We start from the raw sequence: 19,513 nt of genomic DNA, 5'->3' as shown, positions 1-19,513 counted from the left end.
TCCCGCCCGGTGCGGCCACGGCCTGCCCGGTTCCACTCTGTCCGGCACTGACCTCTACGGTGTGCCCGCCGCACCGCCGCTGTCCATGCCCGGGGCCCCCCGGCCGGGGTCGGGCCCCCGACGGACGCTCATCGGAACACCCCCGGGCGTCGGCGCGCGTCATTGGACCGCCCCCGGCGGCCCGTGGTTTAGTGGAGCCGGCGGCAGTGTGTCCGGCGGCACATTCGTGGCCGGAACGGGCCGCAGCTCATTGCGACGACCAACGGGGGGAACGTGCAGCAGGCACCCGGGCAGGAGGCCCAGGACAACGGCCAGGTGCTCACCGAGGTGCGCGGACGGCTGGGGCATATCCTCCTGAACCGGCCCCGCGCCCTGAATGCACTCACCCACGGCATGGTGCTGCGCATCGCCCGGGCATTGGATGAGTGGGCCGACGACGACGCCGTCGCGTCCGTCCTGATCAGCGGCGCCGGCGAACGGGGCCTGTGCGCCGGCGGCGACATCGTGGCGCTCTACCGCGACCGGGCCGAGGGAACGGCGTCGGCCGCCTTCTGGCGTGATGAGTATCTGCTCAATGCCCGGCTGGCCCGTTATCCGAAACCAATCACCGCGTTCATGGACGGCATCGTCCTCGGCGGCGGGGTCGGAGTCTCCGCGCACGTCGGGCACCGGATCGTCACCGGGCGCAGCCGGGTCGGCATGCCGGAAACCGGCATCGGTTTCGTGCCCGACGTCGGCGGCACCTGGCTGCTCGCGGGTGCGCCGGGGGAGCTGGGCACCTACGCGGCGCTGACCGGCGGGCAGTTCGGCCCGGAAGACGCCATGCTCCTGGGCCTCGCCGATGTCTGCGTTGCCGCCGATGATCTGCCGCAGCTCGCCCGTGATCTCGAGGAAACGGATCCGGGCACGGTCCTCGCCGAGGCCGCACGGCCCGTGCCCGAAGCTCCCCTCGCCGCACAGCGGGCCTGGATCGATGCCTGCTTCAGCGCGGACACCGTCGAGGAAATCCTGGCCCGCCTCCGCTCCCGTCCGGAACCCGAAGCCGCCGCCGCGGCAGCGGAGCTGGGCGCCAGGTCGCCCACGGCGCTGAAAGTGACGCTGGCCGCCCTGCGGCGGGCCCGCCGCCTGCCCGACCTTGAGGCGGCGTTGTCGCAGGAGTACCGGGTGTCGCTTCACGCGCTGCGCACCCCCGACTTCGCCGAGGGCGTGCGCGCCCAGGTCATCGACAAGGACCGGCGTCCGCAATGGTCTCCCGCCGATCCCGGACAGGTTCCCGACGCCGACGTCGAAGCCTATTTTGCCCCCGCACCGCACGGCGACCTGTTCGCCGCCCCCGCAGAGAACGGACACGCATGAGCCAGTACGAGAACATACTTGTCGACCGCCGCGGACGCGTCGGCGTGATCACGCTGAACCGGCCCAAGGCGCTGAACGCCCTGAACCTGGGCACCATGCAGGAGGTCGTCGCCGCCGCGGCAGACCTCGACGGCAGCTCGGACATCGGCGCGATCGTCATCACCGGGTCCGACCGCGCCTTCGCCGCGGGCGCCGACATCAAGGAGATGTCGGCGCGGAGCTACATCGACATGTACCAGGCCGACTGGTTCGCCGGATGGGACGCGCTGGCCCGGGTCCGAACCCCGGTCATCGCCGCCGTCGCCGGGCACGCCCTGGGCGGCGGCTGCGAACTCGCGTTGCTGTGCGACTTCATCATCGCTGCGGACACCGCGAAGTTCGGCCAGCCGGAAATCCGCCTCGGCGTCATTCCCGGAATGGGCGGCTCGCAGCGGCTCACCCGCGCCGTCGGCAAGTCAAAGGCCATGGACCTGATCCTGACGGGACGGACCATCGGCGCCGAGGAAGCGGAACGGTGCGGCCTGGTCTCCCGGGTGGTTCCCGCGGCGGAGCTGCTGGAGGAGGCACTGGCGGCCGCGGAACAGATCGCCGGTTACTCCAAGCCCGTAACGATGCTGGCGAAGGAGGCGGTCAACGCCGCCTTCGACACCACCCTGGAGCAGGGCGTGCGGTTCGAACGGCGGATCTTCCACTCGCTGTTCGCCTTCGAGGACCAAAAAGAGGGGATGGCGGCCTTCATCGACAAGCGCAGCCCCGGGTTCAGCCACCGCTGACCGGTCCACTTCAGGCCAGCAGCCTCCGAAGCCGGCGCGCGTCCTCGACAGCCGCGCCGCCGGCGTCGTTGTTGAAGTACACCCAGGCCGGCACCCCGGCGTCGTTCCAGCCGCGGATCCGCTCCGCCCAGGCGGCCAGCTGCCGGTCGGAGTAGGAGCCGACGTACAGCCGGTCCGGGTCCGGGCCGTGCAGCCGGACATAGGCGAAGTCCGCGGTGAGGGCCGGAATCTCGGGCAGCCCGGCGCCGCTCATGATGCAGTACGCGGCGCCGTGGCGCCGCAGCACCTGGAAGGAATCCTCCTGCTGCCAGGAGGAATGGCGGAACTCGACGGCGGCCCGCAGTTCCTGCGGCAGCCGGGACAGGAAATCATCCAGCAGGGCGTCGTCCCGCTCCAGGTCCGGCGGCAGCTGCAGCAGCAGGATCCCGGCCCGGTCCCCGAGCACCTGCCAGCACCGGCCGATCCGTTCAATCCACTCGTCGGCGCGCTGGAGCTTCCGGGCGTGGGTCAGTCCGCGCGGAGCCTTGACCGTCAGACGGAACCGGCCGGGGACACGGTCCCGGTACGCGGCGAAGTTTTCCTCGCGGGGCCAGCGGTAGAAGCTTCCGTTCAGCTCCACCGTGTCGAATTCCTGTGCGTAGTGCTCCAGCCAGCGGCCCGACGGCAGCCCGCGGGGGTAGAGCACGTTGCGCCAGTGGGGGTAGCTGAAGCCGGAGGTGCCGATGTGGTTCATGGCACCACACTAGGGCTCCCGCCGCGGCACGCCGATATGGTGGATTCAGAGCCGACCGACGGCCGGCGGCCGACGCCGGTCCCTTGCTGAAGGAGCCCCCATCGTGAACCTGCCGCCCCTGGCAGAACTGCACCTGCACATCGAGGGCACCCTCGAACCGGAGCTGATCATGGAACTGGCGGCGCGCAACGGCGTCGACCTTCCCTGGGCCGGGCTCGAGGAACTGCGGGAGCAGTACCGGTTCGAAGACCTGCAGCACTTCCTGGACCTTTACTACGCCAACATGGCGGTGCTGCAGCGCAGGGAGGACTTCGCCGAGATGACGCGCGCCTATCTGGAGCGGGCCCGGCAGGCCGGCGTCCGGCACGCCGAGATCATGGTGGACCCGCAGGCGCACCTGCACCGCGGAGTGGACCTGGCCACCAGCATCGGCGGGGTGGCGGATGTGCTGGCCCGGTCCGAGCAGGATTACGGCATCTCCACCGTCCTGATCGCCGCGTTCCTCCGGGACCACCCGGTCCAGGAGGCGCTGGAAGTCCTGGAGGAGCTGCTGGCCATGAGCGCCCCCATTGATGCCATCGGGCTCGATTCGGCGGAAGTGGACAATCCGCCGGAAAAGTTCGTGGCCCTCTACGACCGCGCACGCGATGCCGGACTGCGGCTGGTGGCCCACGCCGGGGAGGAGGGGCCGTGCGGCTACGTCAGCCAGGCCCTGGACCTGCTGCGCGTGGACCGGGTGGATCACGGGATCCGCTGCCTTGAGGACGACGCCCTCGTCCGGCGCCTCGTGGCCGAACAGGTTCCGCTCACCGTCTGCCCGCTCTCGAACGTCAGGCTGCGGGGCGTCGCCTCCCTCGAAGAGCACCCGATTCCCGAAATGCTGCGACTGGGCCTGAACGTCTCGGTGAATTCGGATGACCCCGCGTACTTCGGCGGATACATCGACGAGAACTTCCGCTGCCTGGTCGAGGAGTTCGCACTCACCCGGGCAGACATCGCCGCCCTTGCCGCCAACTCGTTCCGGGGATCCTTCGCCGAGCCCGGACGGCGCGAGGAGATGCTCGCCCTGATCCGCCGCTGGGAGGAAGGCGAAGCACCGACGCCGTAGCGGCGCCGCCGGGCGGCGGCTATGATCGCTGCCGCGGCAGCCCGCCGCCCGGGAGGAGACACCGTGACCATGACGCCCGCCACCGAAAGCCTGGTAGTCCACACCGCGGAGGGACCGGTGCGCGGCAGCGCGGCCGACGGCGTGCGCTCCTGGCGTGGAATTCCCTACGCCCAGCCCCCGGTCGGCCCGCTGCGGCTTCGGGACCCGCAGCCGGCGCAGCCCTGGAGCCAGGTCCGCGACGCGACGGCCGACGGTCCGGTGCCCCCGCAGCGCCGCGTATCGGTGCACCTCGGCGCGGGACGCCGGACCCCGGTCAGCGAAGACTGCCTCACCCTGAACGTCAGCGCACAGGACAGGCCGGAAACGCCGGTCGGGCTGCCTGTGGTGGTATGGCTCTACGGAGGTGCCTTCACCGCAGGCGCCGGCTCCGTGCCGGGCTACCGGGGCGACGCGCTTGTCCGTCGGGGCGACGTGGTCTTCGTGACCCTCAACTACCGGCTGGGGGCCCTGGGGTTCTTCGACTTCCGGCACCTCGGCACTGCTGAGCGGCCGTATGACGCCAACGTGGGGCTCAAGGACCAGGTCGCCGCCCTGCAATGGATCCAGCGGAACATCGCCGCCTTCGGCGGGGACCCGGACAACGTCACCCTCGCCGGGGAATCGGCCGGCGGCGTCAGCATCACCACGCTCATGTGCGTCCCCGCCGCGGCCGGCCTGTTCCACCGAGGCTTCGCCCTCAGCTCCGCACCGGCGGCCGCGCTTGACGAGGTCCAGGCCAGGTGGCGCGCCGACCGGCTCCTGGCGCTGCTGGACGTCGCCCCCGGGGACGTCGGAGCGGCATGCCGGGCCCTGGAGGAGCTTCCCTGGGAGCCGCTTGTCTCAGCAACCGCGAAACTGTCCGACGACATCGTGCCGGACGAGGATCCTGGAACACTCGCTGCTGCTCCGGTGGTGGACGGCAGCTGGCTGCCGGAGGACCCGGTCTCGGCCTTCCGCGCCGGCCGCCAGCATCCGGTTCCCCTGGTCCTCGGGACCATGGCCGCGGAGGGCACCCTGTTCGACAAGCTGCACGACATCCTTCCCACGTCCGTCCCACGCATCGAAAAGATGCTCGGCGCCGCCGCCCCGGCCGCCCGGGAGCGGCTGCTCACCGCCTATCCGGGCTACCCGGCCGGTCCGGCCACGGTCGCGCTGGGGGCGGATGCCGTGTTCTGGCACCCGAGCCTGGAACTTGCCGAGGCCCACTCCGCCCGGGCCGGAACCTGGATGTACCGCTTCGACTTTGCGCCGCGCCTGCTGCGGCTGCTCGGGTTCGGGGCCACGCACGGCAGCGAGCTGCCCGCCTTCTTCGACACCTATGACTCCGGGCTGGGCAGGTTCCTGACCTCCGGCGGCGGACGCGCCTCCGCCCGCAACGTCGCCGTGTCCTTCCAGGGGGCGCTGCTGCGTTTCGTCCGAACCGGTGACCCGGGCCCCATGTGGCCCCGCTACAGCTCCCGGGAGCGCCGCACGCGCATCTTCGATGTGCGCGGGGGACTGGAGATGGACCCGCGGCGGCTGCAGCGGCAGGCCTGGCACGCCCTCACGCTCGGGGAGTGAGTTCCCCGGAGCGGCCCCGTCAGACCGCTCCGGACAGTCCGCCGGCGCCGTGGCCGTTCCTGCCTCCGGACGAGACCATCAACTCCCCGTCCTGTCCTTCCGACACGGGCGCAATGCGCTGATCTTGAGCCGATCCTGCCCTTCACTTTCGTTTTCCTTACGTAACGGGACGCCCTGCCGATAACCCTTGAGGTAACTGCTGTGGTAAACGTGACGGACGGGTGCAGGGGAGCGTCCGGATCAGGGGGAAGGGAGTTCCAGCGTGCCTGAACAGATGTGCGAACCCGGAGCGGAACCCGGGCGCGTCCGTACGAATGGGCCCGTCCGGTGAAGGCGCTGCGGAGGCTGGACCTCGCGGTGCTGGGAACCGTGTGGATGCTGTGCGTGCTGACTGATTGGTCGACCGGCGCGAAGGTGGCCCTGAACGTGGCGGCTGTGGCGCTGCTGTGCGCCAAGGAAGTAGCACTGCACCTGCGGCAGGTCCGCGGACAGGTGGCCGCACCGTCTCCGCGGCTGACCCTGGTCGGAGCAGCCGCCGGCTGACCACGGCTTCCGGCAGCGGCTGCTCCGGAGCGGGCCCTGCGCGGCCGATCCGGATGCCCGCGGCCGTTATCTGGGCCGGATCCTTACCGGGCAGCCCTTCCGGGTCCTATGGTGGACGGGCGTCCGCTGACCGTGGATCCCCGGCCCGGCACGGCGCGCCAACGGAAGCGAGGCCACCATGTCCGTCGATCTCTCCTCGCTCGTGGCGGAGACCGCCGACGGCGCCGTCCGCGGGATCATCGACGGGGGCGTGCGGACATGGCGGGGCATTCCCTACGCGGCCCCGCCGGTGGGAGAGCTGCGGCTTCGGGCACCCCGGCCGCCGGTGCCATGGGCCGGCGTCCGCGATGCGGACCGTTTCGGGGCGGTGCCTCCGCAGAGCAGGGGACTGGCGCTGACCGGATCCCGACGGCGGCAGCCCATGGCCGAGGACTGCCTGACGATCAACGTGTCGGCGCCCCTGGAGCCTCCGGGGCATGCCCTGCCGGTTCTGGTCTACTTCTACGGCGGAGCGTTCAGCTCCGGCTCGGCGGCCGTCCGCACCTACCGCGGGGCCAACCTGGTCAGGACCGGCGACGTCGTCTACGTCGCGATGAACTACCGCATCGGCGCGCTGGGGTTCATGGACTTCACGGACTGGTCGACGCCCGCGCGTCCCTTTGACACGAACCTCGGCCTGCGCGACCAGGTGGCGGCCCTCGAATGGGTGCAGGCGAACATCGCCGCCTTCGGCGGAGACCCGGGAAACGTCACCGTCTTCGGCGAATCCGCCGGCGGCATATCGGTCACCGCCCTCATGTGCATCCCCGCCGCGCGGGGCCTGTTCCACCGCGCCTTCGCCCAGAGCCCGGCGCCGTCCGGCGCCTACTATCCCGATATGCATGCCGCCTGGGCGCGTGACCTGCTGCAGATCCTGGGCATCGATGAAACCGACGCCGCCGGAGCCCTTACGGACCTGCCCGCCCGGAAACTTGTCGACGCGACGACCCGGCTGACCACCAAGATCGGGCCGGCACGGTACCCCGGGACGCTGAGCGTCTCCCCGGTCGTCGACGGCGATTTCCTGCCGCGGCACCCGATCGACACCTTCCGGGACGGCGACGCCGCCCCGGTTCCGTTCGTCATCGGCACGATGGCCAATGAGGGTGCCCTGTTTGCGAAGGTCGATGACATTCTCCCGTCGACGCCTGACCGCCTGGAGCGCATGTTCGCAGCCACCGATCCGGGCGCACGGGACCGCATCGCAGCTGCCTATCCCGGCTACCCGAGCCGGCCCCGGTCGGTGCAGATCAGCGGCGACCTTGTGTTCTGGTATCCGAGCCAGATGGTGGCGGAGGGCCATTCCCGGATCGCGCCGACCTGGTCCTACCGCTACGACTACGCGACGCCGCTGATGAACCGGCTGGGCTTCGGGGCAACCCATGCCTTCGACGTCCCGGTCATGTTCGGCGAAACCGGCGAGCCCGCCACCCGGGCCCTGACGCTCCTGGGCGGCGCCGCAGAGCTGAGGGAACTGTCCCGCCGGTTCCAGGGCAGCCTGCTGCACCTGGCCCGGCACGGACACCCCGGCCCGGGCTGGCCCCGGTTCGATGCGGTGCTCCGGCACACCCGGATCTTCGACAAGACCGACCGGATCGAGTCAGATCCCTTTCCCGAGCGGCGCAGGGCGTGGGAAGGCTACCGGGGCTGGATCTGAGGCGGGGCGGCACCGCCGCCCGTCGGGCCGGGCGGAAAAGAAATCATGGAGTCCTGCGGGCGGCCGTGAGACTCTTAAGCAGGCTTATGAACCACCGATGAACCACCGATGAAGGAGACAGCAGACAGCATGAGCGCACATTTCGACGTCGTCGTCCTTGGCGCCGGTCCCGGCGGTTACGTAGCTGCGATCCGTGCCGCCCAGCTGGGCCTGAGCGTGGCCGTGGTGGAGGAGAAATTCTGGGGAGGGGTGTGCCTGAATGTCGGCTGCATCCCGTCCAAGGCGCTGCTCCGCAACGCCGAACTCGCCCAGCTCTTCACCCGGCAGGCGGATACGTTCGGCATCTCCGGCGACGTGTCCTTCGACTTCGGCGCGGCCTACGACCGCAGCCGGCAGGTGGCCGACGGCCGGGTCAAGGGGGTGCACTTCCTGATGAAGAAGAACGGCATCACCGAGTTCGACGGCCGGGGCACCTTCGTGGACGACCATTCACTCGACGTCGCGCTCTCTTCCGGGGGCACCGAACGGATCACGTTCGACAACGCCATCATCGCCGTGGGTGCGGTGGTCAAGCTCCTGCCCGGGGTCGAACTGAGCAAAAACGTGGTCACGTACGAAGACCAGATCCTCGACCGCGACCTGCCCGGGTCGATAGTGATTGTGGGCGCCGGCGCCATCGGCATGGAGTTCGGCTACGTGCTGCGCAGCTACGGCGTTGAGGTGACGATCATCGAGTTCCTGGACCGGGCCCTGCCCAATGAGGACGCCGACGTCTCCAAGGAGCTCGCCAAGCAGTACAAGAAGCTCGGCATCCCGATCCTTACGTCCACCAAGGTGGACTCCATCACCGACAACGGCAGCTCCGTAACCGTCAGGTACACCGGCAAGGACGGCGGCGAAGGAATGGTGGAGGCGGACCGGGTGCTGCTCTCCGTCGGATTCGCCCCCCGCGTCGAGGGCTACGGACTCGAGAAGACCGGAGTTGAAGTCACCGACCGCGGGGCGATCGCGATTGACGAGTACATGCGGACCAACGTCCCGCACATCTTTGCCATCGGCGACGTCACCGGCAAGCTGCAGCTCGCCCACGTTGCCGAGGCCCAGGGCGTCGTGGCGGCGGAGACCATCGGCAAGGCCGAAACGATGCCGCTCGGCGACTACCGCATGATGCCGCGGGCCACCTTCTGCCAGCCGCAGGTGGCCAGTTTCGGCCTCACCGAGCAGCAGGCGAGGGACGAGGGCCACGACGTGGTCGTCAGCATGTTCCCCTTCACCGCCAACGGGAAGGCCCATGGTCTGGGAGAGCCCGTCGGCTTCGTGAAGCTGGTCGCAAGCGCGAAATACGGCGAACTGCTTGGCGGCCACCTCATCGGCCCGGACGTTTCCGAACTGCTGCCCGAGCTCACCCTGGCACAGAAGTGGGACCTGACCGCCGCCGAGCTCGCCCGGAACGTCCACACCCACCCGACCCTGAGCGAGGCGCTGCAGGAGGCATTCCACGGCCTCACCGGCCACATGATCAACTTCTAGGGCCGGTGTGCGGGCCGGCGCCAGCGGACGGCCTCCGGCGCCGTCTGCCGGCGGCCGGGCGCTAGCCCTCCGTCCGGGCCGCTGCCATCTGCACGCCGCCGCCGGTTCCGGACTCCTGCGGTCGCCGCGACGGGCTGGTCCAGGTGCCGCTGGTCCGGCTCGTCCAGGCCTGCCAGACGGTGACCAGGCAGATGCAGCCGTCCACCACCCGCACCAGGGGAAAGGCCAGCCCGAGCAGGAGCACGCCCGGCCGCCGAAGGACCATGGCGGTAATGACGGTCAGCAGGAAGTCCGGCAGGAGCACTCCCAGCAGCAGATGTTCGGGACGCAGGAAGGAACTCCCCGTGGCCATCGACAGGACCGCCAGGGGCAGCGTCAGCACCAGGAGCAGGGATGAGGCGATCAGCTCCACAATGTGCAGCAGCAGGGCCATCCAGAACCGGCCCCGGTGCAGGCCGTGACGACGCACCGTCTGCCAAAAGCCCAGGCTCCACCGACGCACCTGCCGTGTGTAGTCCGGGATGGTGTTCGGGTCCTGGGTGAACGCGTTGGCGGCGGAGGGATGGAACTCGATGCGCCCCAGCTGCTTGGCATGCACCTCGAACGTCATGTTGAAGTCCTCGATGAGCAGTCCCGGCGCCGTCATGTCGATCTGCGGCAGCACCCTGGCACGGTACATGCTGGCGAACCCCGGGACGATGCTGACCACGTTCGCCGGCCGTGAGGCCTGCCCGTACTTCATCAGCAGCTGGACGACGGTGTACAGACGTTCCCGGTAGGCCAGCAGGATCCGGGCCACCAGGCGCTGCCGGCCCGGATCGGCCAGGGTACGGGCACGGCCCGCCACAGCGACCACCTCGGGGTCGTTGAACAGGGGCAGCCCGGTGCGCAGGTAGTTGCCTGCCAGCCGCGTGTCGGCGTCGAGCAGCATGACCACCTCGTAGCGGGTATCCAGCCCGAAGTGGTCGATGCCGGCCGCGAGCGCGCCCGCCTTCCCCCGGTTCGGGGACAGCTCCAGGACGTTGACCCCCTCGCTGCGGGCGACGTCGGCGGTGCCGTCCGTTGAACCGTCGGACACCACGTGGATGTTGCTCCGCGGCACCTGCACGGCCGCGCTGCGCACGGTGTCCGCCAGGACCAGCTCCTCGTTGCGTGCCGCAATCACCACGGCCACCTGCTCGGGGCGCAGGATGGACTCCCGCCGCGCGGCCCGCTGGCGCGGGTTGGTCTTGTTCTGCCATTCACCGACGACCCGGAGGAAGCCCACCACGCTCCACAGCGGGGTGCTGATGCCCAGGACCAGCAGAATGATCAGCAACAGCGTCCATGGCTCCATGTAATGTCCTTCAATCGTTGGTGGGGTCGGGGGCGGGTGATTCAAGCGGAGGACCCTGCTGCACCTGCCTGGTGGTGACAATGTCCGTCCACGGTCCGTCGGGGACGTTGTCCTCCTCGACGAACTGCCAGTCGACGCGGTCCGAGGCTCCGTTGAGCTCCCGGAAGCCGAGGCACCCGTTCAGGGCGGGGGAGACATCCAGGCCGGCGCCGTTGTATTCGGTGTTGGCCGGCCGCTCGTCGTCGTCGCCGAAAACGTAGGCCGCGTCGTCGTAGATGACCGGCCCGGCGTCCTGGATCTGCCCGTAGCAGACCCTTCCGTCCATGCGGAGCCGAACCCAGCGGTTCTTCATGTAGCTGAAGGTCCGATCGGCTTCCCGGCCGGCGTAGCCAGGGTCCCCGGCCCAGGGGACCAGGTCTTTCCGCATCGCGAACGCGGCGGGGTTGTTGATGTCGTCGAAGGGCAGGTCGAGGTAGAAAGGATTCTCCAGCGGGGTCATGCTTGTCGGCATGTACCGGTTGGCGGCGGTCCGGGGCTCCGTGGCGCAGGTGCCGTCCGCCTGGACGACGCCGTCGCATCCGCCGTAGCTCTCCTGCCACCAGCTGTCATACGCGGACTGCACCTGGCTGCCGTCGACGGCGTCGGGGTCGTGGATTTCTCCGACCCAGAACGTCGTCGCAACGATGTCGGTATGCCATGGATAGTCCGACTCTCCGTCCAGCGGCTGCATCTGCTCCGTCATCGAGCAGCCGCCCAGCAGCAGCACCGCCGGGAGCAGAAATGCACCACTGCGGCGCCTATCCGCCATGGTCCTGCCCGGCAGCGTCCGGCTCTTCAGCGCCGGCTGCCGCAGCGGGTGCGCCGTCGGCGTCGAACAGGGAGTAGTCATCGCTGACCAGGGTTCCCTCGCTGACCAGGCCCAGGCCGAAACTCAGCGCGGTCGCGCCCTCCGGTACCGGAGGGGTGGTCCAGCTGCCCTGGCGGAAAGTGCTGCTGGACGGCAGCAGGGAACTGGCGGTCCAGTACTGCCAGCGCCCCTCCACGTCGCGGTAGTACAGGCTGAACTGTGCGCGGGCGTCGGACTTGTACCAGGCGCGTACTGAATAGCGCTGACCGGGCAGGACCGACACGGCGCACTCGCCCAGGTCCTGGCGGGTGACGAACTTGGCGTCGCCGTCCCGGTAGCCGCTTACCTTCACTTCCATTGCGAGGCTCCCTTCCATGCCTTCAGTGATGCCGTAGGTGCGGTCGTTGTCGCCGAAACCGCCCTGCTGCCAGCAGACAGGCAGGTCGTCGGACCACTGTTCGAGATCCGCGTTGCGCACCCCGTTCACGCCCGGAGCGAGCGGGGCAGGAACCGGCGCGGCGGAGGCCTCCTTCAGCGGCCCGCCGATGACGTCCTGCACCGGCTTCACGACCACGGCGCCGTCGGCGGTGCGTGCCGCAAGCCAGGACACAAATTCGCGGAACAGGTCCTCCTCGATGCTGATGTTGTCGCACTCAATGGGACAGAGGCCGTGGAAGGTCAGGATGGTCCAGGTACCCGGGGGAGCCTGCAGGACCTGCTGCTGGAGGTCGGCGAGGGTCCAGTCCGCCTCCACCTGGGCCGGTGCCTTCAGGACGTACGGTTCGGCGGGGACCAGGCTCTCCGCCGGTGGACAGCTGACGCAGCCTTCGCTGGCCGTATCACCCAGGGCCCGGGCGCTGTTGTATCCGCACGCGGCCACCTGCTGTTCAACCCCCTCGTTGCCGGAGGCGAACGGGTAGGCGAAGTTCGTCGGGGTGAACCCGTACGTCAGGAGGTTCTGCCGGTCCTGGCAGATTTCCCGGGCGGCCTCCGCCTGGTCCAGCCCCACCAGCTCCTTGTGGGAGAAGGTGTGTCCGCCGATTTCATGTCCGTCGGCGGCCATCTCCTTCGCCTGGCGGAGGGTGAGATAGCCGGGCAGGTCCAGCAGGCCGGAATTGACGTAGAAGGTTCCCTGCATCCGTGCCGCCCCGAGGATGTCCGCCATCCTCGCTGCACCGGCCAGTCCATCGTCGAAGGACAGGCTCACCACGGTCTGTCCCGGCGCCACGGTGAACGACTCATTCGGGTCATAGGCGGGCACGGGGAGCGCGACGGCGGCGGCCCGCTCCCGGCGGGCGTCGTCGGCGGCGGCCTTTTCCGCTGCCAGCCTGGCCTCGGCCTGCACCCGGTCGAGGTCGTCGCTGACGGTCTGGCCCTCGGGGATGCCGGGGCCCAGGCCCAGGGGAGCGAGGAGGAATGAGCCCCAGGCCAGGAACGCGGCCGGCAGCGCCAGGACCACCGCCAGGGCCAGGAGCTGCATGGAACGCTTGTGCTGTCGGGGAGGGGCATCCGGGGAGTTCGGGATGTCCGGGCTCATGAGTGGTCCTTCTGTGCTGGTCGTGGTTACCGGGCGGCCGGGGCGCTCGCCGGTGTCGCGGTCTCAACACCTGCGGCCACCGCGAGGATGATCTCGTCGAGGGTGGTGGCAGGTGCGAACCCGACCAGTTCCCGGGAACGGGTGTTGTCCGGAACCCTGCGGCGCATATCCTCGTAGCCCTCCGCGTAAGCCTGCTCGTACGGCACCAGCGTGATGGTGCTGCGGCTGCCGAGCAGCTCGACGATGCGTCGGGCCAGCTCGAGGATGGAAACCTCCCGGTTCCCGCCGAGGTTGTAGGCGTTGCCGAGGGCATCGGGGTGCTCGGCGATCCTGACCAGGGCCGGCACCACATCTGAGACGTAGGAGAAGCATCGGGTCTGGGTGCCGTCGCCGAAGACGGTGAGCGGCTCTCCGCGCAGGGCCTGCCCGACCAGGTTGGGCACCACCATCCCGTAGCGGCCGGTCTGGCGGGGCCCGACGGTGTTGAACAGGCGGACGATGGCCACCTTCAGCCCGAACTGCTTCCAGTAGGCGTGCGCGAAGGCTTCGTCGATGCCCTTTGCGGCGGCATAGGTCCAGCGTGACTTCAGCGGCGAGCCAAGGATCCGATCGGCCTCTTCGTCGAGGGCGTCGGAAGTGTTCTTCCCGTAGATCTCGCTGGTTGAGGCGAGCAGCAGGACCGCCCCGGCGGCAAGGCAGGCGTCGAGGACGGCTTCCGTGCCGTGGATGTTGGTGCGCAGGCTTTCCAGGGGGTGGTCCACGATCAGGCGCACTCCCACGGCTGCGGCCAGATGGAACACCCGGTCGCTGCCGTTGATGACCGCGCTGACCAGTTCCCGGTCCAGGATGCTGCCGCGCACGAAGCGCAGGTTGGGGTGGTCCATGACGCCGGCGAGGTTGGCAAGCGAGCCGGTGGAGAGGTCGTCAAGGACAGTGACCTCGTCGCCTGCCGCGATCAGGTGCTCGGCCAGGTGGCTGCCGATAAAGCCGGCGCCGCCGGTAATGACTGTCTTCATGGGAATGCGCTTCTCTTTCGTTGGCTGGGGCCGGCGGGGCTGCCGTCGGCCGGGAAGGGTTCCGGACTCAGAGGGGCACCGCGGTGTCGTGCCCGCGGAGCTGGTAGGTGGCATCGAGGACCAGGGGGACCTGGTCCAGCCATTCGAGCGGCACCCCGGGGTGGCGCGTGTGGAGCAGTGCGACGTCGGCCTGGAACTCCGCGGGGGCGGTGATCGTGTCCAGCGGCAGCCCGTGGCTGCGCAGCGTGGGCACCAGCGGGTCGATGTAGCCGACGACGGCGCCCGCGGCGCGCAGGGCGGCGATGATTTCCAGCGCCGGCGACTCGCGGACGTCTTCCACGTTGGGCTTGTAGGCCACCCCGGCCACGAGCACCTTGGAACCGGCCAGGCCCAGTCCCCGGTCTGAGAGCAGGGCACGGATCCTGTCCACCACGCGCCCGGGCCGTCCGGCGATGCCCTGCATCGCCTGCTCAATGACCGGGGCCGAGACGCGGCTGCGCTTCAGCTGCCAGAGCAGGTAGTGGGGGTCGCACGGAATGCAGTGTCCGCCCACCCCCGGCCCGGGGGTAAAGCGCATGAAGCCGAAGGGCTTGGTGTCGGCGGCGTCGATGACGTCCATGACGGGGATGCCCAGCAGGGTGCAGATATCGGAGAACTCGTTGGCCAGGGCAATGTTCACCGCCCGGAACGTGTTCTCCAGGAGCTTGGTCATTTCCGCGGCCTCGGGCGAGGGAACCACGTGGACTCGGGGAACGTACTTGGCAAGCAGGGAGCGGGCGCGCTCGCTGCACGCGGCCGTGATGCCGCCGACCACCCGCGGCACGTCCTCCTGGGAGAAGTCGGCGACGCCCGGGTTGATCCGTTCCGGGCTGAACGCCACATGGACGTCCGTTCCCGCGATAAGGCCGCGCTCGGCCAGCGGGACGGCGAGGAGTTCCCTGGTGCTGCCGGCGTAGGTGGTCGAGGTCAGCATCAGCAGCTGCCCCGGCACGGCCTGCGTGACCACGGTCCGGCAGGCGCTGCGCAGGATGCCCAGGTCCGGGACCAGGTGTTCGTCAACGGGGGTGGGCACTGCGATGATCACCGCAGCGGCCTGCCGGATGTCCGCCGGTTCCGCGGTAAGGGCAAAGGCCGGATCGTGGAGGGCACGGGAGAGCCGTGCGCGGTCGTCGGGAAGCAGATCCGCGGCTTCGCTCCGGATCACCTCGAGCCGGCGGCTGCTGACGTCGTGGCCGAGCACCCGGTAGCCCGCCTCCCGGAAGGCAAGCGCCGTCGGAAGTCCGACGTAGCCGAGTCCGACGATTGCCACGTCATAGTCGAAGGCGGCGTCGGACCCGGCGGAGCCGGCCAGGCCCGCTGCGGGGGAACCGGTGTCGCCGAGTGAGGGGCGGCTGTGCAGATCGGGAAGAGCCATGGTAGTTCCCTGTCTTCATTGGCTGGAGCGTGTACGCCCGGCGCCCTTCCCGACGGCCCGCACACCGGCCGCTCGGCCGATGCAGCAGGCCGGGAAACGCCGGACCGGATAATCGAGAAGAGGCTAGGAACAGGGGAACGACAGGGCATACGTAGGACCTACGGGCGGAGTCCTGCTTCCGGGCGCCTAAGGGGTGCGCCGTTACGGGTGGGGTGCGTATTTTTCTGCTGCGGCTACGTGGGTCAGGGGGCGTGACGGAGGTCGCCGAAGGGCCTGTGGGAGGCATCCCACAAGGGACGACGGGCCGCCGGGAGACGTTGGGCGCAGGGCATGTGGAGCTGCCTCACATTGGACCCAAGCGGCCGAATTACCACAGCTACGCTGGACATATGGAGCCAGAGAGCATCAATTTCCACACCCGCAAATGGGTACGCCCCGAAGACCTGAACGCGAACGGAACCCTGTTCGGTGGAAGCCTGCTCCGATGGATCGACGAGGAAGCCACCATTTACGCGATCCTGCAGATGGGTAACGGACGGGTCGTGACAAAGTTCATGTCCGAGATCAACTTCGTCAGTTCCGCCGAGCAGGGCGACCTGATCGAGATGGGCCTGCGCGCCACCCGCTTCGGGCGGACCTCGCTCACCATGCGGGCCGAGGTGCGCAACATGGTCACCCGGAGCAGCATCCTGACCATCGACCGGATTGTCTTCGTCAGCCTGGATGAGTCCGGAAACCCCACGCCCCACGGCTACACCGACATCACCTACGACCGCGACCGCCTGCCCTCCACGCACACTCCGGCGGCGTTCCGCCCCGCCGTCGGCTGAGATCCTGTTCGGAAGCCGCAGGTCGCCGCTAGGCTGGGGGCGCGCCCCCGGAGCCGGGAGGCCCAGGCACATGGATAGGACAGGACAGGACAGGCAATGATCCGAAACCAGCTGGACCGGTACCGCCAGATCGGGGAAATCCTGTCCCGGAACGGGCTGGGCTGGCTGGTGTCCGCGTCCGGGGTCCAGGACCGGCTTCCGTTCCTGGCCCGGGTGGCGCCCAAGGCCGAGGGCATGCGGCCGAAGACCAGCCCCGAATATGTCAGGGCGGCCCTGGAGGAGCTCGGCCCGACCTTCGTGAAGCTGGGCCAGCTGCTCTCGACCCGGCCCGACCTGCTGCCCCCCGCCTATCGCGACGAACTGGCGAAGCTGCAGGACGCCGCGCCGCCCGTGCCGTGGAGCCACGTCCGCGAGGTGCTGGTGAACGAGCTGGGACATCAGTGGGAGGGCATGTTCACCTCCTTCGAGCATGCGCCCCTGGCCAGCGCGTCCATCGGCCAGGCCCACGCCGCGACGCTCGCCGACGGCACCGACGTGGTGGTCAAGGTGCGCCGGCCGGGGGTGGTGGAACAGGTTGATGAGGACCTGGAGATCCTCAGGAACCTCGCCCACACCCTGGACCGCCACTGGGAAGCCGCGTCCGACTACGACCTTGCGGGCATTGCCGACGAGTTCGCGGACACCCTGCGCCGGGAGCTGGACTACCTGGAGGAGGGAAAGAACGCTGAGCAGTTCGCGCGGAACTTCGCCGATGACCCGGGCATCCGGATTCCGAAGGTGTACTGGGACGCCACCACCTCCCGGGTCCTGACCCTGCAGCGCCTGGGCGGGCTGAAGGTCACGGATACGGCCGCGCTCGACGCCGCAGGTGTCGACCGCCGGGCGCTGGCAGAGCGCGCCGCCGGTGCGGAGGTCAAAATGGTGTTCGAGGATGGGTTCTTCCACGCGGATCCGCACCCGGGCAACCTCTTCATCGAGCCGGACGGCACGATCGGCCTGATCGACTTCGGAATGGTGGGCAAGGTCGACGAACGGCTGCGCGAACAGCTGTCTGCTCTGTTCGTTGCGGTCATCCGCCGGGACCCGGAACGCATGGCCACGGCCCTGATGCGGGTGTCGGTCTCACCCACGAGGGTGGACCGCGCCCGGCTGGTCACCGACCTGGGCCCCTTCATCCGCCTGTATCAGGGCCGGGACCTCGCACATGTCCAGATCGGCAGGTTGATCACCCAGGCACTGGGCATCCTGCGCCGCCACCACCTCCAGCTGCCGCGGGAAATGGCGCTGCTGCTGAAGATGTTGGTAATGACCGAGGGAATGGGGGAGGTGCTCGATCCGGGTTTCAGCCTGGGACAGACGCTGGCGCCCTATGCCCGCCGGATGGCCGCCGGCCACCTGTTTCCCGCCGGATACGCCAAGCGCCTTGCCCGGGCGGGCATGGAAGCCCTGGAGCTGGGCACCGAGCTGCCGGACCAGATCCGCCGGCTGGTCAACACCCTCGACATTGAAGGCCTCGAGGTGCATCTGCGGGCCTCAGAACTGGCTCCGCTCGTGGAACGGCTGGAAAAGGTGGGAAACCGGATGGTGGCGGCCATTTTTGCGGCCGCGTTCATCCGCGGCATCGGCGAGCTCACGCTGGGCGACGTCGACCGCTGGAAGAGCTGGCAGGCGCCGCTGATGACCGCGGGCCTGGCGTCGACCGGCGCGCTGGGCGGTTACCTGGCCTGGAGCACGCGCCGGGCCGCGCGCGGGCGCGGCTGACCCGCAGACAGAGCGGGCCCGGTCGGCATCGCTGCCGGCCGGGCCCGCTGTCGGTGGACCGGATCAGCGCAGGCCGAGTTCCGCCGTGGGCGTGCGGAAGCTTTCCCGGGCAGTGAGGGCCGAGACCGAGGCGATCAGGCAGATGGTGGCCGTGAACCAGCTGATGGTGACCCAGCCGCCGGGCTCCAGGCCGCCGAGGGCCGCGACGATCGACGGGGCGAACCCTGCCATGAGGAAGCCGAGCTGGGTGCCGATGGCCAGGCCGGAGAAGCGGACCTTCGCGCTGAACATCTCCGCGTAGAAGGAGGGCCAGACGGCGTTGGCGGCGGCGTACCCGCAGCCGAAGACCACCACGGAGAGGGTGAACTGCAGCAGGGAGTTCCCCGATTCCATGGACCGCAGGTAGAAGGGCATCACGACGGCGCTGGCGACGGCGCCGTAGATGAACACCGGCTTGCGGCCGAACCGGTCCGCGGCAAGGCCGAACAGCGGCTGGGTGAACAGCGCCGCGATGTTGCCGGCGACCACCAGCCAGAGCGTGATGGCGGCGTCCACGCCGCCGACGGATTCGCCGTACTTGATGGCCAGGGTGCCGTACACGGTGGAGACCGCCGCAATGAACGCGCAGCAGATCACGCGCAGCACGTCGCGCCAGTGGTGCTTGAGCAGGACGCCCACCGGCAGCTTGGCGATCTCGTTCTTCGCCTTGGCCTCCTGGAAGGTGGGGGTCTCCTCCAGGGTGCGGCGGATGAAGAACGTGACGACGACGACGACGGCGCTCAGCCAGAACGGAATCCGCCAGCCGATGCCGTACTTGATCTCGTCCGGCAGGGCCATGACGGGGATGAAGATGAGTGCGGCGAGGATTTGGCCGCCCTGGGTGCCGGTCAGGGTCCAGGACGTGAAGAAGGCGCGGCGGCCGTCCGGAGCGTGCTCCAGCGTCATGGAGCTGGCACCGGCCTGCTCGCCGGCGGCGGAAAGGCCCTGGGCCAGGCGGCAGAGCACCAGCAGGGCGGGAGCCCACCAGCCGATGGTGTCGAAGGTCGGCAGGCAGCCGATCAGGAAGGTGGAGGCACCCATCAGGATGAGGGTGAACATGAGGATCTTCTGCCGGCCCACCCGGTCCCCGAAGTGGCCGAGGATGACGGCGCCCACGGGCCGGGCGATGTAGGCAAACCCGAAGGTGGCCAACGACATGATGCTGGCCTGGGCGTCGGCGTCGGGGAAGAAGACGCGCGGGAAGATCAGCGCCGCGGCGGTGCCGAAGATAAAGAAGTCGTAGTACTCGACCGCGCTGCCCATGAAGCTCGCCGCAGCGGCCTTCTTGGGGGTCTTGGCGGTGGCCGAGCCGGCGTGTGCCGGTGCGCTCATGGGGGCCTCCAGTAGGGGTTCTGTGCGAAATACGCACAGAAGTGCTTCATGCGAACAGGACAC

General features: G+C 69.3%; 16 protein-coding genes. 9 read left to right on the top strand and 7 right to left on the bottom strand.

All coding sequences use genetic code 11. The features are described 5' to 3' along the window. Positions 1-273: 273 nt before the first annotated feature. Complete coding sequence (locus tag AC5RUW_RS06560) at positions 274-1,356, top strand: enoyl-CoA hydratase/isomerase family protein (RefSeq protein WP_494159937.1); 1,083 nt, start codon at positions 274-276, stop codon at positions 1,354-1,356. Beyond that, on the top strand, positions 1,353-2,129 hold the full coding sequence (locus AC5RUW_RS06555) for an enoyl-CoA hydratase (protein ID WP_494159936.1): 777 nt from the start codon (positions 1,353-1,355) through the stop codon (positions 2,127-2,129). Before AC5RUW_RS06560 ends, AC5RUW_RS06555 begins: the two co-directional genes overlap by 4 nt. A 10-nt stretch (positions 2,130-2,139) precedes the next feature. Here the strand turns inward: AC5RUW_RS06555 and AC5RUW_RS06550 are convergent, their stop codons facing one another. Next, on the bottom strand, positions 2,140-2,862 hold the full coding sequence (locus tag AC5RUW_RS06550; protein ID WP_494159935.1) for a DUF72 domain-containing protein: 723 nt from the start codon (positions 2,860-2,862) through the stop codon (positions 2,140-2,142). Positions 2,863-2,965: 103 nt separating this feature from the next. On the opposite strand from AC5RUW_RS06550, the gene AC5RUW_RS06545 reads away from it, so the two are divergent. The 5 genes from AC5RUW_RS06545 to lpdA all read left to right on the top strand — a co-directional run bounded on the left by AC5RUW_RS06545 (position 2,966) and on the right by lpdA (position 9,338). Further along, positions 2,966-3,970, top strand: coding sequence for an adenosine deaminase (locus tag AC5RUW_RS06545; RefSeq protein ID WP_494159934.1), 1,005 nt, complete (start codon positions 2,966-2,968; stop codon positions 3,968-3,970). 69 nt (positions 3,971-4,039) lie between these two features. Further along, on the top strand, positions 4,040-5,569 hold the full coding sequence (locus AC5RUW_RS06540) for a carboxylesterase/lipase family protein (protein ID WP_494160206.1): 1,530 nt from the start codon (positions 4,040-4,042) through the stop codon (positions 5,567-5,569). Between the two features lie 327 nt (positions 5,570-5,896). Next, the gene (locus AC5RUW_RS06535) at positions 5,897-6,112 is read left to right on the top strand and encodes a hypothetical protein (protein ID WP_494159933.1); all 216 of its coding nucleotides are present in this window, start codon (positions 5,897-5,899) and stop codon (positions 6,110-6,112) included. A 178-nt stretch (positions 6,113-6,290) separates the two neighbouring features. Beyond that, the gene (locus AC5RUW_RS06530) at positions 6,291-7,808 is read left to right on the top strand and encodes a carboxylesterase/lipase family protein (RefSeq protein WP_494159932.1); all 1,518 of its coding nucleotides are present in this window, start codon (positions 6,291-6,293) and stop codon (positions 7,806-7,808) included. Between the two features lie 129 nt (positions 7,809-7,937). Next, positions 7,938-9,338 carry a dihydrolipoyl dehydrogenase gene (gene lpdA / locus AC5RUW_RS06525; protein ID WP_494159931.1) on the top strand — a complete coding sequence of 467 codons (1,401 nt, stop codon included), beginning with the start codon at positions 7,938-7,940 and terminating at the stop codon, positions 9,336-9,338. Between the two features lie 61 nt (positions 9,339-9,399). On the opposite strand, the gene AC5RUW_RS06520 is transcribed toward lpdA, so the two are convergent. The 5 genes from AC5RUW_RS06520 to AC5RUW_RS06500 form a co-directional block, all read right to left on the bottom strand. Beyond that, positions 9,400-10,674, bottom strand: coding sequence for a glycosyltransferase family 2 protein (locus tag AC5RUW_RS06520; protein WP_494159930.1), 1,275 nt, complete (start codon positions 10,672-10,674; stop codon positions 9,400-9,402). Positions 10,675-10,684: 10 nt separating this feature from the next. Then, positions 10,685-11,482, bottom strand: coding sequence for a hypothetical protein (locus tag AC5RUW_RS06515; protein WP_494159929.1), 798 nt, complete (start codon positions 11,480-11,482; stop codon positions 10,685-10,687). After that, entirely contained in the window at positions 11,472-13,058 is a 1,587-nt protein-coding gene (locus AC5RUW_RS06510; protein ID WP_494159928.1) for a polysaccharide deacetylase family protein, read from the bottom strand. Before AC5RUW_RS06510 ends, AC5RUW_RS06515 begins: the two co-directional genes overlap by 11 nt. 26 nt (positions 13,059-13,084) lie before the next feature. Beyond that, on the bottom strand, positions 13,085-14,074 hold the full coding sequence (locus AC5RUW_RS06505) for a dTDP-glucose 4,6-dehydratase (RefSeq protein ID WP_494159927.1): 990 nt from the start codon (positions 14,072-14,074) through the stop codon (positions 13,085-13,087). A gap of 67 nt (positions 14,075-14,141) precedes the next feature. Continuing rightward, positions 14,142-15,488: a nucleotide sugar dehydrogenase gene (locus AC5RUW_RS06500; protein ID WP_494159926.1), complete on the bottom strand. Its 1,347-nt coding sequence runs from the start codon at positions 15,486-15,488 to the stop codon at positions 14,142-14,144. Positions 15,489-15,877: 389 nt separating this feature from the next. On the opposite strand from AC5RUW_RS06500, the gene AC5RUW_RS06495 reads away from it, so the two are divergent. Next, positions 15,878-16,318: an acyl-CoA thioesterase gene (locus AC5RUW_RS06495; RefSeq protein ID WP_494006915.1), complete on the top strand. Its 441-nt coding sequence runs from the start codon at positions 15,878-15,880 to the stop codon at positions 16,316-16,318. Positions 16,319-16,414: 96 nt separating this feature from the next. Beyond that, positions 16,415-18,079 (top strand): ABC1 kinase family protein, encoded by a 1,665-nt coding sequence (locus AC5RUW_RS06490; RefSeq protein ID WP_494159925.1) that lies wholly within the window; start codon positions 16,415-16,417, stop codon positions 18,077-18,079. 63 nt (positions 18,080-18,142) lie between these two features. On the opposite strand, the gene AC5RUW_RS06485 is transcribed toward AC5RUW_RS06490, so the two are convergent. Then, positions 18,143-19,450, bottom strand: a complete 1,308-nt coding sequence (locus AC5RUW_RS06485; RefSeq protein WP_494159924.1) for an MFS transporter — start codon at positions 19,448-19,450, stop codon at positions 18,143-18,145. Positions 19,451-19,513 lie beyond the last annotated feature (63 nt).

This window comes from Arthrobacter sp. Y3222053 (assembly GCF_059092805.1).
The sequence above is the reverse complement of the archived record's forward strand: the minus strand, read 5'-3'. Positions and strand labels throughout refer to the sequence as shown.

What these genes read in the sequence shown, in the direction of transcription:
- AC5RUW_RS06505 (WP_494159927.1), bottom strand. Translation starts at nt 14,074, where the DNA reads ATGAAGACAGTCATTACCGGCGGCGCCGGCTTTATCGGCAGCCACCTG.
- AC5RUW_RS06555 (WP_494159936.1), top strand. Translation starts at nt 1,353, where the DNA reads ATGAGCCAGTACGAGAACATACTTGTCGACCGCCGCGGACGCGTCGGC.
- lpdA (WP_494159931.1), top strand. Translation starts at nt 7,938, where the DNA reads ATGAGCGCACATTTCGACGTCGTCGTCCTTGGCGCCGGTCCCGGCGGT.
- AC5RUW_RS06520 (WP_494159930.1), bottom strand. Translation starts at nt 10,674, where the DNA reads ATGGAGCCATGGACGCTGTTGCTGATCATTCTGCTGGTCCTGGGCATC.
- AC5RUW_RS06530 (WP_494159932.1), top strand. Translation starts at nt 6,291, where the DNA reads ATGTCCGTCGATCTCTCCTCGCTCGTGGCGGAGACCGCCGACGGCGCC.
- AC5RUW_RS06490 (WP_494159925.1), top strand. Translation starts at nt 16,415, where the DNA reads ATGATCCGAAACCAGCTGGACCGGTACCGCCAGATCGGGGAAATCCTG.
- AC5RUW_RS06515 (WP_494159929.1), bottom strand. Translation starts at nt 11,482, where the DNA reads ATGGCGGATAGGCGCCGCAGTGGTGCATTTCTGCTCCCGGCGGTGCTG.
- AC5RUW_RS06550 (WP_494159935.1), bottom strand. Translation starts at nt 2,862, where the DNA reads ATGAACCACATCGGCACCTCCGGCTTCAGCTACCCCCACTGGCGCAAC.
- AC5RUW_RS06540 (WP_494160206.1), top strand. Translation starts at nt 4,040, where the DNA reads ATGACGCCCGCCACCGAAAGCCTGGTAGTCCACACCGCGGAGGGACCG.
- AC5RUW_RS06500 (WP_494159926.1), bottom strand. Translation starts at nt 15,488, where the DNA reads ATGGCTCTTCCCGATCTGCACAGCCGCCCCTCACTCGGCGACACCGGT.
- AC5RUW_RS06495 (WP_494006915.1), top strand. Translation starts at nt 15,878, where the DNA reads ATGGAGCCAGAGAGCATCAATTTCCACACCCGCAAATGGGTACGCCCC.
- AC5RUW_RS06510 (WP_494159928.1), bottom strand. Translation starts at nt 13,058, where the DNA reads ATGAGCCCGGACATCCCGAACTCCCCGGATGCCCCTCCCCGACAGCAC.
- AC5RUW_RS06485 (WP_494159924.1), bottom strand. Translation starts at nt 19,450, where the DNA reads ATGAGCGCACCGGCACACGCCGGCTCGGCCACCGCCAAGACCCCCAAG.